The sequence below is a fragment of the Chryseobacterium sp. Tr-659 genome, from assembly GCF_011752975.1.
In the GTDB taxonomy this organism is placed as follows: Bacteria; Bacteroidota; Bacteroidia; order Flavobacteriales; family Weeksellaceae; genus Chryseobacterium.
In genome coordinates this window covers 600587-617233 of the sequence record NZ_VWWP01000003.1, presented here as the reverse complement: position 1 = coordinate 617233, position 16647 = coordinate 600587, and the positions used below count along the sequence as shown (strand labels likewise).

Genomic DNA, 16647 nt, shown 5'->3' with positions numbered 1-16647 from the left:
AGTAATAATTTTATTTCTTAATGACTTTTATAGGTTTTAGTTCTGAATTTTTGAAAGTAAGCAGATAAACACCTTTTATCAGAGATGTCAAATCTATATGGTCTCCTTTAATTTCTTGTTGGGAAACCAACTTTCCGGATAAATCGTAAATGGAAACTGTCTTTGGTTTTATTTTGGAGGACACTTTAATTGTGATATAATCTGCCGTTGGGTTTGGAAAAACACTTATTTTTTCCTGATCAGAAATCACTTCATGAATACCCAGAACATTTAAAACAGTCTGATAGAGCATCCCTATCGTTCCCGAATTCTGAGCATCAGGCTCAGTGGGGATTACATAAATCTCTCCTACCGTATGCATGAGATTCTCATTAGATACTCCTCCAGAATTTAATCCTCCCAATGTAGTTTGGGAATAGAATGTGGCAGATGCTAAAAAGCTTGCCAGCAAATAGAATTTTTTCATGGAAATTAATTTGGCGTAAATATAATATAAAGAAATGTAGTTTATTTCAAATAAATATTATGTTAAATCCAAAGCGGCTTTGAGGAAAATAAATGCCAAAACCACTAAATAATAATATAAAAAAGACCGGTAAAATTACCGGTCTCTATATCTATAAACTTATGTTAGTCATTAAGCTTTAATACTGCCATGAATGCAGATTGCGGTACTTCTACCCTTCCAATCTGTTTCATCTTTTTCTTACCTTCTTTCTGCTTTTCCAATAGTTTACGTTTTCTGGAAATATCTCCTCCGTAACATTTTGCTGTTACATCTTTTCTTAAGGCTTTAATTGTTTCTCTGGCAATTACTTTCGTTCCTAACGCTGCCTGAACAGCGATATCAAACTGCTGTCTCGGAATCAGCTCACGAAGCTTCTCACACATCCTTTTACCAATATAATAAGCATTAGAATCGTGAATCAGTGAAGATAATGCATCTACCATATCACCATTGATCAGGATATCCATTTTTACAAGCTTGGAAGCTCTGAATCCTATCGGGTGATAATCGAATGAAGCATATCCTTTGGAAATCGATTTTAGTCTGTCATAGAAGTCGAATACAACCTCAGCAAGAGGCATATTGAAAATCAGCTCTACTCTTTCTGATGTCAGGTAACTTTGATTCACAATTTCTCCTCTCTTTTCGATACATAAAGTCATTACAGCACCTACGAAATCAGATTTTGTAATAATAGAAGCTTTAATGAAAGGTTCTTCCACTCTATCCATTGTAGAAGGATCCATCATTTCAGATGGGTTGTTGATCAAAATCGGAACTTCAGGTTCTTTTTTAGTATATCCAAAATAAGAAACGTTTGGTACCGTTGTGATCACGTTCATATTAAACTCTCTGTCAAGACGTTCCTGAACAATTTCCATGTGAAGCATTCCTAAGAATCCACAACGGAAACCGAAACCAAGAGCGGCAGAACTTTCCGGCTCGAAAACCAGAGAAGCGTCATTCAGTCTTAATTTTTCAAGAGAGAATCTTAATTCTTCAAAATCTTCTGAATCAATTGGGTAGATTCCCGCAAATACCATTGGTTTTACTTCTTCAAATCCGTCAATAGGTCCATCGGCAGGTTTTTCAAAAGAAGTAATGGTATCTCCTACTTTCACTTCACGGGCATCTTTAATCCCGGAAACCAGATATCCTACATCTCCACAGTGGATTGTTTTTTTCGGAACCTGCTTCAGTTTCAGTGTTCCTACCTCATCAGCTCCATATTCTTTCCCTGTTGCAAAGAATTTAATCTTTTCGTTTTTAGTGATGCTTCCGTTCACTACTTTAAAGTAAGCTTCAATACCTCTGAACGGGTTGTAAACAGAGTCAAAAATCAAAGCTTGAAGCGGCCCTTCAGGATTTCCAACCGGAGCAGGAATTCTTTCAACGATCTGCTCTAAAAGGTTATGAACTCCTTCTCCTGTTTTTCCTGAAACCCTTAATACATCTTCATATTCACATCCGATAAGATTCATGATCTCATCTGTTACCTCTTCAGGATTAGCTGAAGGAAGGTCTATTTTATTAAGGATAGGAATGATCGTTAAATCATTCTCTAGGGCAAGATAAAGGTTGCTGATGGTTTGTGCCTGAATACTCTGAGCTGCATCTACAATAAGAAGAGCTCCTTCACAGGCAGCAATGGAACGGGAAACTTCGTAAGAAAAGTCTACGTGTCCCGGTGTATCAATCAGGTTTAAAATATATTTTTCTCCTTTATACTCATAATCCATTTGGATGGCGTGGGATTTAATCGTAATTCCACGTTCTTTCTCCAAATCCATATCATCAAGCGTCTGAGACTGTAATTCTCTCTGGGTAACAGTATTGGTGTACTCCAGAAGACGGTCTGCCAGGGTACTTTTACCGTGGTCGATATGAGCGATTATGCAAAAATTTCGTATGTTTTTCATTTAAGAATCTTGTAATTTGCAAAGATAAAAAAAAGCGAGAGATTATTGTCTTTCATTATCTTAATGTATCAATTTATTTAAAATTCCGGTAAAAATCCCCTATTTCCCTCCATGCCTGATAAGAATTCATAGGGTTGAGTATATCACTGAACTTTAACAAAAAGACATTCCAGCAAAATTAAACGGCTCTCACAGAAAGATCTGTAAGAGCCGTCCAACATTAAAAAAATAAACTATTATGGGTTCTGCTTAGGTCCCGAAGTATTATTATGTCCGTGAGTTTTTCTTTCGTTCATTTTATCTCTCATCATACTTTCAGACTGAAATAGCTTCAGCACTTTCTGGCAGGGAATGACTTGTTGCATTTTATCTGCATATTTTTTTCTGTTATCCAATAGCTTCTGCCCTACTTCAAAGCTTTGCTGTAATTTTGCTTTTGCTTCCTCATCTGTTAGGGTTTCAGGATCATAATTGGGGTCAAACTGCTTTTTAATCTGCTTTTGGCTTTCAATGTATTCATTATAAAGCTGAGTAAATTCTGCTTTATCATTGGGATCAACATTCAGGTTATCCATGATCATATTATCCCTGAATTTTTTAAGCAGCTCTTTTCTTTCTTCGGGAGAAAGATTATTAATGACCTCTTTCCTTTGTTTAGGATCCATTTTTTTCCAGTCATAATCTGTCCTTTGGGCATTCAGACCAAAGCCGTAAATAATCAAAAACGTCAATAATATCTTTTTCATCTTCTTTTAATTATATAAATCCAAATAAACATCCTGAGTCGAGTTACTTGCTAATTCTGCAATTTCAGAATTAGAAAACGAGTCCAGATATTCATTCATTCGGGTTTCTTCTTTCTTGTTTACAGCTTTCACCGGTTTCGGGGTCTCTGTTATCTGTTCTGTTTCATTACCGTTTTTAAAAGAGTAAGCATTGTTACTTTTCTGATTGTCAACTGTTTGATTATTATTTTCAACAGAAGTTAAATCAGATTTCAATGTTTCGTAAGCCAGTTCACCTTCTGTTTTCGGTTCTCCTTTATGAGCCGTATAAGCTGTTTTTGAACTCAAGTCTTCCACTGAATTGTCATCAGAATTAAAAACATAAGTTGCTCCAAAGATCAAAGCCAGAGATGCCGCTGCAGCATATGCCCAGTTCAGCTTAAAGACAGGTGTTTTTTTACTTGCCTTTATATCATTCAAAACGCTCTCCTGAATCGTATCAAAGATACCATCAGAAACCTTGTAAATGTTTTTACGCTCTAATTTTTCTATGTCGAACTCTTTCATCTTTGTTGGGTAAAAAATTATCTTTCGTAATTTTCTTTAATATAATCTTCTATTTTTTGCTTGGCATAATGATAATTGGTCTTCAAAGTTCCTACAGACATATCTACGATCTTAGATATTTCTTCGTAAGGCAAATCATCATAATACCGCATCATAAATACCAGTTTCTGCTTTTCGGGCAGGCTTTGTATAGCGTTCTGCAGCAAAATCTGTATCTCTTCGGCATCTCCTTCAGAATTATCGGCTACAAGATTCTGCATGTGATACTCCGGATCCTCATCAGTTTTCTGCATTTTCTTCATTTTGTTAACCTGCTGTAATGCTTCGTTGGTAGCGATTCTGTACAACCAGGTATACAACTGGCTATCATTTTTGAACTGATGAAAATTCTGGTAAGCTTTAATAAAAGTTTCCTGCAAAGTATCCTGTGCAAGATCTCCGTCCACAATAATTCTTCTTATGTGCCAGTACAATCTGCTTTGGTAGGCATCCATTAAGGCACGGACTCCTTTCTCCTGGGTCCGTGGGTTCTGCATCAACGAAATAATTTCCGCGTCCTTAATCTTCATAAGATGCCTTACATTGTTTTGGATTACAAAAATAACCGAAAGTTAAATTAATTATTCAATTTTCAGTTTAAATATTAAAAATAATATGAGACACTTACGCAATAAACGTGCCTATATGGAAGTTCATGATTTCCGAGACGCTCTTCCTTTCCCGGCTCAGCTTAAAATCTTATATTTGTTATATGCAAATTGTAATTATCGGTTCCGGAAATGTTGCCTATCATATGGCTAAGGCTTTCACTTTGAAAAACATTCCCCCCGCCCAGATTTTTGGCAGGAACGAAAAAGAATTAAGTAAAATTTCTGAAGAATTGAATGTTCCTTATTCCACCGGACAGCTGGAAGATGCAGATCTGTATGTTATCTGTGTAAGTGATAATTCTGTAGAAGAGGTTTCAAAGATTATTACAAAAAAGGACTGCCTGGTTGCCCATACTTCAGGCTCTCTTCCCAAAGAGATTCTTGCCGGTGAATACAGAAAAGCCAGTTTTTACCCTCTTCAGACATTTTCCAGATCAAAAGAACTCGAATATGAAAAAATTCCTTTCTTTATTGAGACTGAAAATGAAAATGACAAAAAAATATTGTTTGAAATCGCATCCAGAATTTCAGAAAATGTAATGGAAAGCAATCACGAGAAGAGAAAGTACATTCATCTTACGGCTGTTTTTGCCTGTAATTTTGTGAATCATCTTTTTTCCAGGGCTAAAGAAATTTCAGATTCACAGGAAATTCCGTTTGATTATTTTTTACCATTGATTGATGAAACAGTTCAGAAAATTCATGAAATTGAACCTCAATTAGCACAAACCGGACCTGCCGTTCGAAATGATGTACGGGTTTTACAACTGCATGAAAAGTTATTAAAAGACGAAAGTCTTGAAATTTATAAAACAATAAATCATTCTATTCAGAAAATGTATGAGTTATAAAGAGAAATTAAAAGATATAAAGGCGTTTGTATTTGATGTGGACGGAGTTTTCACAGACGGAAGTGTTTATCTTCTTCCCGGAGGAAATATGTGCAGAGTCATGAATGTATTGGATGGATATGCCGTAGTTAAAGCCTTAAAAAACAATTATTTAATCGGAGTTATTACAGGAGGAAATGATGAGATGGTAAAACACAGGATCAATTATCTTGGCATTCAGGATTATTACCCGAAATCTCACAACAAGATTGAAGATTTTGAAGATTTTAAGAAGAAATATAATCTTAAGAATGAAGAAATTCTGACCATGGGTGATGATCTACCGGATATTCATATCATGGAAAGCTCTGCTATTGCGGCCTGCCCTGAAAATGCAGTTCCGGAAGTGAAGGGCATTTCACATTATATTTCCCCGAAAAAGGGTGGAAGCGGGGCAGTACGTGATGTTATCGAACAGGTAATGAAGGTTCAGGGCAACTGGCATGATGATAATACCCAATCTGTATAATTAATCTTATGAAATTACTCTTAGCATCACAATCCCCAAGAAGAAAAGAACTTCTTTCTAGCCTTGGCTTTCAATTTGAAGTTGTCAAAATAGATTGTGAAGAAATTCTTCCTGAGTATATAAAAATAGAGGAGGCTGCAGCTTATCTTTCTGAATTAAAAGCTGATGCATTCAGGAGCTTAACATCTGATGAAGTGCTATTGACGGCAGACACTGTGGTGGCTATCGACAATCGGGTTCTTGGAAAGCCTAAGGATGAAACGGATGCTTTTAATATGATCCGGAGTCTTTCGGGAAGGACCCATCAGGTTTATACGGGAATCACGATCAAAACACTTGATCAAACCTTTACTGAAACGGACGTAGCTGATGTTACTTTTCATGAAATCACGGATGAGGAAATTCATTATTACATCCAACAGTATAAACCTTTTGATAAAGCAGGCAGCTACGGCATCCAGGAGTGGCTTGGAATGGCTAAAATCGGGAAGCTCACCGGAAGCTTTTATACCATCATGGGACTTCCTACCCACCTTGTTTACAAAATTTTGACATCTATAGAGAAGAAATAAAATATTTTCACGAGAAATATAAATATTATTCATTATAAAATTTTATTATTTTTACAAAATGATCAAACTGCTGATAATAAAAAGCAGATTAGCGAGTTATATTGAATAATGAAAAAGAATATTTTGTTCCTTTTAGTAATATGCCTTGTTGCTTCCTGTGCTACCAAAACAAAAAAGCCGGAGCAGCGATCTAAACTATTGAAAGGATTTTCCACATATTACAACACGCTTTTTAATGCCAAAGATGCATTAAACAGTGAATTTACCTCCAGAGATAAAGGGCATAAGGATAATTTCTATGCACCTTATATTTCTATCCTTACTATTGATGAACAGCCTTTAGGAAGTGATCTTGGCCAGTCTCAGGCGTTTGCCGAGAATTCTATGAAAATGGCTGAAGTAGCCAACAGACCTGCCGGAAGAAGCAACTCGGGAGTGCCCAATATGCCTGGCGGTCCCGGAAACACACCTGCAAGACCAGACGGAGAGGCGACAAAAGGGGCTACTACACTGGAAATTGCTGAAGCCAAAGCTTTAAAAGCGATTAATAAATATTCGGTAACCAGAAACGGGGAAGAAAAAAACAAACAGATTTTTGAGGCCTATATGATCCTTGCGCAATCGAGAATTTACCGTGGTAAGTCTCTTGAAGCACTGGATGCTCTGAATTATGTGTTTACTCATATGAAGGATGATAAAAGGATTCCGCTGGCAAGAATTTATCAGGGTCTTGCTTATGATAAGATTAAGGACTACCATAAAGCCCACGAAACTTTTGCTAAACTGAAAGGTGAGAAAATTAATAAAAGTTATGCAAAGCTGCTTAGTATTTATTATTCCGAATCTCTGCTGGATGCCGGTAAAAAAGAAGATGCTGCTAAAGAACTAGATGCGGCTTATGAACTGAATTCCAACAGAAAACTAAAGAGCAGAATTGCCTATCTGAGAGGACAGGTTCTGGAAAATCTGGGCCAAAATGATAAAGCAAGAGAAAGTTATACAGCAGCCTACAAATATGCGAATGATTTTGAATTCGAAGTAAAATCCCAGATCGCCATTGCGAAAACCTTTAATGGAAAAGGAGACTATAACGGAGCCAAAAATTATCTCGAAGGCATCAGTAAAAAAGGAACTTACGGATCCAGAAAAAATGAATTTTATTATGCTTTGGGTTTAATGGCAAACAAGGCCGGAAAGAAGGATGAAGCACAGCAATTCTTCAGAAAATCTCTTTTTGAAAAAGTTTCCGACCCTCAGATTCGTGGACTTACTTATTACGAGATAGGGAAGAGCTATCTTGATAAAAATGATTACATCGGCGCCGGAAGTTATTATGATTCAGCACTTGCCGTAATGACTTATGAGCCATCAAAAATACTTTTAAAAGACCAGTCCGCATACATTAAGAAGATTTCAAAGAATTATTATCTGATCAAAAAGAATGACAGTATTCTTTCTTTAGCCAAGATGGATAATACTCAAAAAACTGACTTTTTCACAAAGCATATTGCAAAATTAAAGGCTAAAGAAGAAAAAGAAGAGCAGGAGAGAAGACGTGCAGAAAGAAACAAAGGTTTTGATTCGGGAGATTACAGTGCTAATTCTATTTTTGCCAATAACAATTCCAATTCTTTTGAAGATTTTGGAGTAACTACTAAAGGGTTTTATTTCAGTAATACAGGAACTGTAAGTAAGGGAACTTCCACGTTTAAGCAGACATGGGGAGACAGAGCTCTTGCCGATAACTGGCGCTATTCCAAGAAGATGGCCTCTATTGAAGATATGAAAAATGAAGCTTTAGGAGTGACTTCGGCACCTAATCCAAGACGTTTTGAACCGGCTTACTATATTGAGCAGATTCCTACGGATCAGGGTAAACTTTCCCAATTAAAAAAGGATAGGGATACAGCCGCTTTAGGCCTTGGAGTGATGTATCAGAACTATTTTACCAATACTCCCCTGGCTACTAAAACGCTGTATGACCTGGTAGATGTAAAGCCGGAAGAAAAGGTAATGCTTCAGGCTTTATACGAGATTTTTGCCATGAATTATGAGAAAAATCCTCAGGCTTCAGAAAGGGCAAAACAGATTCTTCTTGCGGATTATCCTTATACTTCTTATGCTGAGTTTGCAAGAAATCCTAAAAATAAATCTTTCGTAAAATCAACGGAAGAAGTTGAAAATGAATATAAAAAGGCCTATGCTTTATTTGAATCTGAGAAATTCGGGGAAAGTAAACAGTTAATTGATCAGACAATTCAGAAGTATCCGAAGGATGCCCTTGTTCCTAAGTTATACCTTCTGAATGCTTTCAATTCTGGTAAATCCAGTGGAAAAGAAGTAATGATATTACAATTGGAACAGATTGCTTTAAATTATTCCAAAACCCCTGAAGGGATAAGAGCCAAAGAAATGCTGAATTACCTGAAAAGCGATCTCAGCTTTCAGGCAACCGACAATAAGGGGAATGCTGTCCCTCAGCAGCCCGGCGGAGTTCCTGTTCAGCCTAATGCCCAGAACAATAATTCTCCACAGCAGATGATGAATGGTATGCCTCAGAAATCAGAGATCCAGAGTATACAGCCACTCAACAATATAGATACGGCTGTACAAGGCAAAGCAAAAAAGCAGAATGATAACAAGCAGGAATCTAAGGTTCCGAAAAGGCCTCAATAAAATAAAAAAGCGAAGAAATATTCTTCGCTTTTTTATTTTTAAGTCGTCTGAAATCTAAGGATTTTTCTTTTTAACTCCATGGAAATCTTTCAGATAAAAAGGCTCAAAATAAGCCATATCTTCAAATTCTTTGTTTTCTACTTTTTCCAGTGTCTTTTTAATGAGATATTGGGCAGAAGGATAAACATCTTCTTTGAAAACTGCATCAGGAAGCTGCAGGATATCTTTTGCCTTTGAAGCACCATCTCCTACAAACAGCACTTTTTTATCTTTAAATTCTTGAAAAGAAGTTTCATCTAAAATCTTAGCTTCGGTCTCTGAGATTTCTTTTCCCGTATTACCGTCATAAACGGCCGTATAAACCTCCATTCTCCTCGCATCAATCAAAGGTACTATTAAGTCATAGTTATTGCCTAAAAAAGGCTCTATCATGCTTTCAAGAGAATTTACAGCAACCAGAGGAACTCTGAGTCCATAACAGAATCCTTTTGCTGATGCCGCACCGATCCTTAACCCGGTGTATGATCCCGGGCCTTTACCCAAAGAAACTGCTTCAATCTCCTGAAGCGAAATACCAGCTCCTTCCAAAGCCCATTCCACATAGGTATGAAGGCTTTCTGACTGTTTATAATTTTCAGAAACCTCTTCACACAAACACAGCAGTTTTTCATCATCCGATACTGCTACGGAACAGTTTTTAGAGGATGTTTCCAGATATAGAATTTTCATTTTCTTGTTTTAAGCTCTACTGCAAAATTGCAAAACGCAAAATCGCTTCTAGTATTCTGCAAATTTACTTCTTTATTTTGATACTATTTTCTGTAAATCGTTCTAGGCTCTGCCTGGGCACTCGGGTAAATCGTCATATCTGAAATGGTCACATGTTTGGGTGCATTTACACAATAGGCGATAGCATCTGCAATATCTTCTGCTTTCAGAGCTTCATATCCGGCATATACTGTTGATGCTTTTTCACTGTCTCCTTTGAATCGTATCAGAGAGAAATCGGTTTCCACCGCTCCCGGCTGGATGTTTGTCACTTTGATTCCAAATTCTGTAAGCTCTAACCTCATTCCTTCTGAAATAACATCTACTGCCTTTTTAGTGGCACAGTAAACAACACCGTTCGCATAGGTCTGTCTTGCTGCTACAGAACTAATGTTTATAATATGACCTAGATTTTTAGTTTTCATCAGCGGGATAATCATTTTAGAAACATAGAGCAGTCCTTTTACATTTCCATCGATCATTGAATCCCAGTCATCGGTCTTCCCCGCTTCCAACGGATCTAATCCATGTGCATTACCGGCATTATTAATAAGAACGTCAATATCTTTCCAATTCTCCGGAAGGGAATTAATGGCAGTTTCAACTTCACTCAGATCCCTTACATCAAACTTTAAACTAAATATTTCGGTATATCGAGATAGTTCAGATTTAACGGCTTCCAGTACTTCAGCTCTTCTTCCGCAAATAATGATTCTGTTCCCTTGTTTCGCAAAAAGCTCTGCTGTGGCTTTTCCAATGCCGGAAGTAGCTCCGGTAATTAATATTGTCTTCATAAATTAATACATTGCTACATTATTATATTGATTGATCAGTTTGCATCGAATGCCTGAAAAGCATCGGCAATATGCTCAATTGTTAAGTTTCTTTTTTCATCGGGAAGAACAGAAATAATATCAAATCTTACTTCATTGTGTTTGTCAAATTCTTCCAGATAATGATTTACAGCGGAAACAATTGATTTTATTTTTGTTTTGGTCACTGCTTCCTGTGGCAGCATAAAAGCATCTGTAGACCTTGCTTTCACTTCCACAATAATGAGAAGATCATCCTTTTCAGCAATAATATCAACTTCAGCTTTCTGAAAGCGAAAATTCCGGGTCAGAATTTTATACCCGTTCTTCTTAAGATAATCTGCAGCCATGTCTTCTGCTATCTTTCCGAAATCATTATGACTAGCCATATTATGGATGGGAGTTTGAAAGTGGGAGAGGATTAAAACTCAATCTTCACTTTGGCTTCAGCCTTTACTTTGATTTTTCCCCCAATGATAAGCGGTCTGTTGTCCTTAATGTGTCCATTTGGAAAAGCAAATACTGTTGGAAATTTATATTTGGAAATTCTTTCAGAGATCAGTTGATAAGCAAATTCATCAAAGCTTTCCTCATAGCTCTTATTTTCTTTTTCATCTCCCATATTAGTCATACCCCCAACAATAAGTCCTTTGATCTTATTGAAGACCCCTGCCAGCTCCAGACTCATCATCATGCGGTCCAGTGCATAGAAATTTTCTCCGATATCTTCGATAAACAAGATCTTGTCTTTAAAGTCAAAAGAATATTTGGTTCCCAAAAGGGCATAAATAAGGGCTAAATTCCCCCCAACCAATTCTCCTTCAACATTACCTTCTTTATTAAATTGATGAGATTTTAAACTGTATTTTGGAGTTTTCCCTTTTAAGAGATCAAAAATTAATTCATAGCTTTCATCAGTAACTCCAAAACTCGATGTTTTAATGGTCTGCCCATGGATAGAAGCAAATCCTTTCTTCAACAGATAGCTTTGTATCACTGTATTGTCGGAATACCCGATATACCATTTCGGATCCTCTGTGAAATTTTTAAGCTTAAGATGCTGAATCAGATGCTGGCATCCGTAACCTCCTCTGGAAGCCCATACCGCTCTGATCTCTTTATCATTTAAAGCCCAATTTATATCTTTTATTCTTTCCTTTTCTGTTCCGGCATAATTGTATCCGTTGGAAAATCTGGTGTAAAGATGTTCTCCTAAAACGGGCTCAAATCCTTTACTTTTAATCATTTCTATTCCCTTTTCCAGCTGGGTGGCATCTACAGCTCCTGCAGGGGAAATAACAGCTATTTTATCCCCTTTTTTAAGGGGTTTTGGAAAGATTATTTTTTTCATTTTGTTTTTTGATATTTTACTTCTTTTTTTTCTGCTTCTTCCAGTTGTCTTTCAAACTGATTGAATTTTTTGAAACTCTGGAGGAAAATAAAGAAACTGAAGATAATAAGAATAACTCCCACAACTCTTCTGATCTGATTGGCCAGCTTTTGGGTAAGTTTATCGTGGAATTGTTTAGCCAGGAAAATTTTGGCAAGATCAATACAGAGATAAGTTCCGATCACAATGCCTATGTATAAAATAAAACTGCTGGTGTCCGGATATTGATTCCTTACGGAAATTACCGTTACCAGCCAGAAAAGAATGACTCCTACGTTTAAAAGATTGAAGAAAAAACCATTAAAAAATGTCTTGATATAATTCTGACTGATAATCTTTTCTTCGCCGGGCATGTGCATTTTGGTTCTTGTGACCAGCATCACTATTCCGTATACAAAAATGAGAATGGAAGTGATTCTATAAAAGCCCGGATGTTTATCAATTAACGTTACAATATCTGCACTGGCATAATAGGCCGCTATAATACATAATAAATCTGCAGTGATAACGCCAAGGTCCAATGATAAGGCATGTTTTGGCCCTCTGGAAAAGCTGGTTTCAATTAACAGGAAAAATATAGGCCCTATAAAAACCAGACTCAGCATGAATCCTAATATGATGGCAGATAGTACAAGTTCTAGCATTAAGTAGTGTTTTAAAATGGAAAAATTCCATTTCGTTTTATACAAAGTTATACTTTATCATTTAATTATTCAATAAAGTTGTGATATATCAATGGGATTTTAATCATAGTTTAATCTGATAATTTCTTACGAAGAAAGCAAAAAGTACATAACAGCAAGTTTTTTGAAAGTAAAAAAATAAGACCGTCAGTTTTAAAAACATGACGGTCCCTTTGCATTTCTTATAAATTCTTAAAGACAAGACTGATTATTCCACAATCTTGAAATCAAGTTGTTTCTGAATCAAATTGGCTTTTACTACTTTGATCTGAACTTCATCTCCCAGCTGATATTTGTTTCCGTGTCTTATTCCATACACAGCATGGGTTTTTGCATCATACATATAAGAATCATCCACAAGATCTCTTAATTTGATAAGTCCTTCTGCACCGTTTTCAGGAATTTCAACCCAGAAACCAAATTCTGCTACTCCGGAAATAACTCCTTTGAAAGTTTCTCCCAGATGTTTCTCCATGAATTTCACCTGCATGAACTTAATAGAATCTCTTTCCGCATCTGCTGCCAGTCTTTCCATAGCACTGCAGTGTTTTGCCTTTTCTTCAAGCTCTGCTCTGTTCGGAGATTTTCCTCCATCCAGATAATGCTGAAGAAGACGGTGTGCGAGTAAATCCGGATAACGGCGGATAGGAGAGGTGAAGTGGGAATAGTATTCGAATCCCAGACCGTAGTGTCCGATAGGTTCCGTAGAATATACTGCCTTGCTCATACTTCGCATTGCCAGTGTTTCAATCATATTTTCTTCTCCTTTTCCTTTTACATCATGAAGAAGCTTATTCAAAGATGCAGCCACTTTTTTTGTATTGGCCAGATCCATTTTATATCCGAAAGTAGCAACAAAATCTCTCAATGACTCTAATTTTGCAGGATCCGGATCATCATGAACCCTGTAAATAAATGTATTGTTTGTGATCTCTCCTTTTCTTGATAAAGAAACAAATTCAGATACTTTTTTATTAGCCAGAAGCATAAACTCTTCAATCAGGTGGTTGGAATCTTTACTTATTTTGAAATAAACCCCTACCGGCTCATTGTTTTCATCCAGATTGAATCTTACTTCGCTTCTGTCAAATGTAATGGCTCCTTTTCTGATACGTTCATGACGCATAATCTTTGCCAGTTTGTCCAAAGTATTGATCTCTTCAACAAGATCTCCTTCACCCGTTTCAATACGCTCCTGAGCTTCTTCATAAGTAAACCTTCTGTCTGAATGGATTACTGTTCTTCCGAACCACTGCTTCTGTATTTCAGCCTGATCATTCAGTTCAAAAACCGCTGAAAAGGTATATTTATCTTCGTTCGGACGTAGGGAGCAGACATCATTACTCAATACTTCCGGCAGCATGGGTACAACCCTGTCAACAAGATATACAGAAGTAGCTCTCTGATATGCTTCATCATCCAGAATAGTTCCCGGAACCACATAATGGGATACATCTGCGATATGGACCCCAATTTCCCAGTTTCCGTTTTCCAGCTTTCTTATTGATAATGCATCATCAAAGTCCTTAGCATCCTTAGGATCAATGGTGAATGTGCATATATTACGCATGTCCCAGCGTTTTGCTACTTCTTCATCTGTAATACTTCTGTCTATTTTATCTGCATCAACTTCAACTTCCTGTGGAAACTCATATGGAAGACCATATTCTGCAAGAATAGAGTGGATCTCCGTTTCATGTTCTCCCGGAGCTCCAAGAACCTGAATGATTTCTCCTTCAGGATTTTTATCTCCCGGTTTCCATTCAGTCATCTTTACAATAACTTTATCTCCGTCTTCAGCATCGTTGAACTTTCCTTTGGGAATAAAGATATCTGTATTGATTGATTTTTTATCACAAACAACGAACCCAAAATCTTTATGGGCAACCTTCTGAAATGTTCCTACAAATTCAGTTCTGGTACGTTCCAAAACCTCCAAAACGGAGCCTTCAAGTTTCTTTCCTTTATAATGATAAGTTATAATAAGAACCTTATCTCCCTGCAGAGCATCTTTCACATTTTTGGAATGAACGAAGACATCATCTTCTAATCCTTCCACATTTACGTAAGCATTCCCGCTCTGGTTAAAGTCAATAATTCCGGTTAGCGTTCCTGCGATTTTCAGGTTCACTATATATTTTCCACGCTCCACTTCTTTGATTTTCTCGGAGCCCTGAAGTTTATGCAGTGCCTGGATTACAAGTTCTCTTTGTCTTGGATTTTTGTAATCTATACCATCAGCGATCTGCTTATAATTATAAATTTTTGATGAATTTGCATTCATAAAACGGAGAATCAGTCTTCCGATCTCCATCAGTTTTAAATCATTTTTATGACTTATATATTTTCTTTTTTTTGGCATTTTAATTTTTTTATTATTGGTAATAATCTGATTCTGAAATCTCTTTAATTTTTGATTTTTCCATTTCCAGAAAAAGCTTTTCTTTATTTAAAGAAACTACAATTCTATTTTCCTTGATATCCAATGTCAAATAAATTGCATCATTGGTAGGAGATATTATACTATCAGAATCTGTTCCATTTGCAAAATTTCCTTTTGCATTAAAAACACTTCTTTTATTAATTGTTATTTTTGGTACACTCTTGAAATTAAACAATTCGTTATTTACTTCATTTTCATATTCTTTCGGGATCATGATCGGAACTATTAATTTGTCAGGAAATATATTAACAAATTTCTTAAAATTTCTCTCATCCCAAAATGATTTAAATAGCAATACACTCTCCAGATTAATAGCAGAATAATCTTGTCTGTCAAGTCCACAACCAGGATAATGCATTTTTAAAATTACAACAGATACGATCTTGCTTTTAATACTTTTCCTGTCTATCTTTCTAAAAATATAATCAGCGAGTATATGATAATTTATATTCTTATTGTGGGCTAAAAAATCTTCCTGTATCTTTTCTAAATCCTTATCTGAATAGTATGGATGACTTATTGCCGGCTTACAACCATCATTTTCAGCAACACCGGGTACAGTAGGACATTTATCATCCTTATCCAAAATACCGTCCCCATCATAATCTGGCCATGGGCAGCCATTATTTTCCGGGGGTCCGGTTACTGTGGGGCAAGCATCATCTTTATCAATCACACCATCCTTATCTGTATCCGGCCATGGGCATCCCTGGTTTTCTTCAGGCCCTGCTTCTTTAGGGCATTTATCAAGATATAATAAAGTTCCGTCTTTATCCTCATCAGAAAGACAGATCTTTTCACTGAACTCTTTTCTGCATTTTTTTAACGAATCTTTCACTATCATCTCCTGAGCCTGGAAATAAAAAGCCGCAAAAAGCAATACTGAAGATATTCTTATTTTCATCAAACCTTAATGTTTAATTTAATCTCATTTTTCTAAATCTACTTAATAACGGGAACTTTAGTTTTGTATAAATTTAATACAATTCTGGAGAAGAAAAGAGAAAAACCTTTTATTAAATAGGGATCAAATATAAGAAAGGCTTTAGAGAATAACAGAGTATAATTTCTATTGAACACTGCAAATGTACAAATAAAAAATAAATAAGGCTTGTAATCGATTACAAGCCTTAGTATATTTAGCAAACTGCAATTTTATCAACCCTGTTCTGGTGTCTTCCACCTTCGAACTCTGTTGAAAGAAATTTATCTACAATTTCAATCGCCAATTCCTTTGATATAAACCTTGCTGGCATGGAGATCATATTGGCATCATTATGCTGTCTTGCCAGTGTTGCAATCTCCGGCATCCAGCAAAGTGCGCATCTGATCTTCTGATGTTTGTTTGCTGTGATCTGAACTCCGTTTCCGCTTCCGCAGATTAGAATTCCCAGCTCATTTTCCCCGTTTTCCACAGACGTTGCTGCAGGGTGTACAAAGTCCGGATAATCCACACTGTTTGTGGAAAACGTGCCAAAATCCTGAACCTCAAACTGTTCTGAAAGGTAGTTTTTAACAATCTCCTTATATTCATAGCCTGCATGGTCTGCTGCGATAGCAATTTTTCTTTTCATA

Annotated in this window: 16 protein-coding genes and 1 pseudogene; 4 read left to right on the top strand and 13 right to left on the bottom strand. The window is 36.5% G+C overall.

Translation table 11 applies throughout. The features are described 5' to 3' along the window. Positions 1–10: 10 nt before the first annotated feature. The 5 genes from F3J23_RS10405 to F3J23_RS10385 all read right to left on the bottom strand — a co-directional run bounded on the left by F3J23_RS10405 (position 11) and on the right by F3J23_RS10385 (position 4288). Positions 11–466, bottom strand: a complete 456-nt coding sequence (locus tag F3J23_RS10405; RefSeq protein ID WP_167027987.1) for a T9SS type A sorting domain-containing protein — start codon at positions 464–466, stop codon at positions 11–13. 164 nt (positions 467–630) lie between these two features. Next, on the bottom strand, positions 631–2427 hold the full coding sequence (gene lepA, locus F3J23_RS10400) for a translation elongation factor 4 (protein WP_167027985.1): 1797 nt from the start codon (positions 2425–2427) through the stop codon (positions 631–633). A gap of 236 nt (positions 2428–2663) precedes the next feature. Then, on the bottom strand, positions 2664–3173 hold the full coding sequence (locus F3J23_RS10395; protein ID WP_167027983.1) for a hypothetical protein: 510 nt from the start codon (positions 3171–3173) through the stop codon (positions 2664–2666). A 6-nt stretch (positions 3174–3179) separates the two neighbouring features. Continuing rightward, positions 3180–3719 carry a hypothetical protein gene (locus tag F3J23_RS10390; RefSeq protein WP_167027980.1) on the bottom strand — a complete coding sequence of 180 codons (540 nt, stop codon included), beginning with the start codon at positions 3717–3719 and terminating at the stop codon, positions 3180–3182. A 17-nt stretch (positions 3720–3736) separates the two neighbouring features. Beyond that, on the bottom strand, positions 3737–4288 hold the full coding sequence (locus F3J23_RS10385; protein WP_167027978.1) for an RNA polymerase sigma factor: 552 nt from the start codon (positions 4286–4288) through the stop codon (positions 3737–3739). Positions 4289–4470: 182 nt separating this feature from the next. On the opposite strand from F3J23_RS10385, the gene F3J23_RS10380 reads away from it, so the two are divergent. From F3J23_RS10380 to F3J23_RS10365, 4 genes are all read left to right on the top strand, one after another. Continuing rightward, complete coding sequence (locus F3J23_RS10380; RefSeq protein ID WP_167027975.1) at positions 4471–5220, top strand: Rossmann-like and DUF2520 domain-containing protein; 750 nt, start codon at positions 4471–4473, stop codon at positions 5218–5220. Then, a complete protein-coding gene (locus F3J23_RS10375; RefSeq protein WP_167027973.1) occupies positions 5210–5728 on the top strand; it encodes a KdsC family phosphatase in 519 nt (172 codons plus the stop codon). The genes F3J23_RS10380 and F3J23_RS10375 overlap by 11 nt, the downstream gene beginning before the upstream one ends. An 8-nt stretch (positions 5729–5736) precedes the next feature. Beyond that, on the top strand, positions 5737–6300 hold the full coding sequence (locus F3J23_RS10370) for a Maf family protein (RefSeq protein ID WP_167027970.1): 564 nt from the start codon (positions 5737–5739) through the stop codon (positions 6298–6300). 108 nt (positions 6301–6408) lie between these two features. Further along, positions 6409–8976, top strand: a complete 2568-nt coding sequence (locus F3J23_RS10365) for a tetratricopeptide repeat protein (RefSeq protein WP_167027968.1) — start codon at positions 6409–6411, stop codon at positions 8974–8976. Positions 8977–9030: 54 nt separating this feature from the next. Here F3J23_RS10365 and tsaB read toward each other — a convergent pair whose 3' ends face one another. The 8 genes and pseudogenes from tsaB to rpiB form a co-directional block, all read right to left on the bottom strand. Then, positions 9031–9705 (bottom strand): tRNA (adenosine(37)-N6)-threonylcarbamoyltransferase complex dimerization subunit type 1 TsaB, encoded by a 675-nt coding sequence (gene tsaB / locus F3J23_RS10360; RefSeq protein WP_167027966.1) that lies wholly within the window; start codon positions 9703–9705, stop codon positions 9031–9033. Between the two features lie 83 nt (positions 9706–9788). Continuing rightward, positions 9789–10538 carry an SDR family NAD(P)-dependent oxidoreductase gene (locus F3J23_RS10355; protein WP_167027963.1) on the bottom strand — a complete coding sequence of 250 codons (750 nt, stop codon included), beginning with the start codon at positions 10536–10538 and terminating at the stop codon, positions 9789–9791. Between the two features lie 35 nt (positions 10539–10573). Beyond that, entirely contained in the window at positions 10574–10945 is a 372-nt protein-coding gene (locus F3J23_RS10350) for a YraN family protein (protein WP_167027961.1), read from the bottom strand. 32 nt (positions 10946–10977) lie between these two features. Beyond that, the gene (locus F3J23_RS10345; RefSeq protein ID WP_167027959.1) at positions 10978–11907 is read right to left on the bottom strand and encodes an LD-carboxypeptidase; all 930 of its coding nucleotides are present in this window, start codon (positions 11905–11907) and stop codon (positions 10978–10980) included. Beyond that, a complete protein-coding gene (locus tag F3J23_RS10340) occupies positions 11904–12590 on the bottom strand; it encodes a LysE family translocator (RefSeq protein WP_167027957.1) in 687 nt (228 codons plus the stop codon). The genes F3J23_RS10345 and F3J23_RS10340 overlap by 4 nt, the downstream gene beginning before the upstream one ends. Positions 12591–12837: 247 nt before the next feature. Beyond that, complete coding sequence (gene rnr, locus F3J23_RS10335) at positions 12838–14991, bottom strand: ribonuclease R (RefSeq protein WP_167027956.1); 2154 nt, start codon at positions 14989–14991, stop codon at positions 12838–12840. 610 nt (positions 14992–15601) lie between these two features. Then, a pseudogene (locus F3J23_RS10330) lies at positions 15602–15853 on the bottom strand (thrombospondin type 3 repeat-containing protein); the annotation flags it as partial. 358 nt (positions 15854–16211) lie between these two features. After that, positions 16212–16646: a ribose 5-phosphate isomerase B gene (gene rpiB, locus F3J23_RS10325; RefSeq protein ID WP_167027954.1), complete on the bottom strand. Its 435-nt coding sequence runs from the start codon at positions 16644–16646 to the stop codon at positions 16212–16214. Between the last annotated feature and the right edge of the window lies 1 nt (position 16647).

What these genes read in the sequence shown, in the direction of transcription:
- F3J23_RS10405 (WP_167027987.1), bottom strand. Translation starts at nt 466, where the DNA reads ATGAAAAAATTCTATTTGCTGGCAAGCTTTTTAGCATCTGCCACATTC.
- F3J23_RS10375 (WP_167027973.1), top strand. Translation starts at nt 5,210, where the DNA reads ATGAGTTATAAAGAGAAATTAAAAGATATAAAGGCGTTTGTATTTGAT.
- F3J23_RS10370 (WP_167027970.1), top strand. Translation starts at nt 5,737, where the DNA reads ATGAAATTACTCTTAGCATCACAATCCCCAAGAAGAAAAGAACTTCTT.
- rnr (WP_167027956.1), bottom strand. Translation starts at nt 14,991, where the DNA reads ATGCCAAAAAAAAGAAAATATATAAGTCATAAAAATGATTTAAAACTG.
- rpiB (WP_167027954.1), bottom strand. Translation starts at nt 16,646, where the DNA reads ATGAAAAGAAAAATTGCTATCGCAGCAGACCATGCAGGCTATGAATAT.
- F3J23_RS10395 (WP_167027983.1), bottom strand. Translation starts at nt 3,173, where the DNA reads ATGAAAAAGATATTATTGACGTTTTTGATTATTTACGGCTTTGGTCTG.
- F3J23_RS10385 (WP_167027978.1), bottom strand. Translation starts at nt 4,288, where the DNA reads ATGAAGATTAAGGACGCGGAAATTATTTCGTTGATGCAGAACCCACGG.
- F3J23_RS10355 (WP_167027963.1), bottom strand. Translation starts at nt 10,538, where the DNA reads ATGAAGACAATATTAATTACCGGAGCTACTTCCGGCATTGGAAAAGCC.
- lepA (WP_167027985.1), bottom strand. Translation starts at nt 2,427, where the DNA reads ATGAAAAACATACGAAATTTTTGCATAATCGCTCATATCGACCACGGT.
- F3J23_RS10390 (WP_167027980.1), bottom strand. Translation starts at nt 3,719, where the DNA reads ATGAAAGAGTTCGACATAGAAAAATTAGAGCGTAAAAACATTTACAAG.
- tsaB (WP_167027966.1), bottom strand. Translation starts at nt 9,705, where the DNA reads ATGAAAATTCTATATCTGGAAACATCCTCTAAAAACTGTTCCGTAGCA.
- F3J23_RS10365 (WP_167027968.1), top strand. Translation starts at nt 6,409, where the DNA reads ATGAAAAAGAATATTTTGTTCCTTTTAGTAATATGCCTTGTTGCTTCC.
- F3J23_RS10345 (WP_167027959.1), bottom strand. Translation starts at nt 11,907, where the DNA reads ATGAAAAAAATAATCTTTCCAAAACCCCTTAAAAAAGGGGATAAAATA.
- F3J23_RS10340 (WP_167027957.1), bottom strand. Translation starts at nt 12,590, where the DNA reads ATGCTAGAACTTGTACTATCTGCCATCATATTAGGATTCATGCTGAGT.
- F3J23_RS10380 (WP_167027975.1), top strand. Translation starts at nt 4,471, where the DNA reads ATGCAAATTGTAATTATCGGTTCCGGAAATGTTGCCTATCATATGGCT.
- F3J23_RS10350 (WP_167027961.1), bottom strand. Translation starts at nt 10,945, where the DNA reads ATGGCTAGTCATAATGATTTCGGAAAGATAGCAGAAGACATGGCTGCA.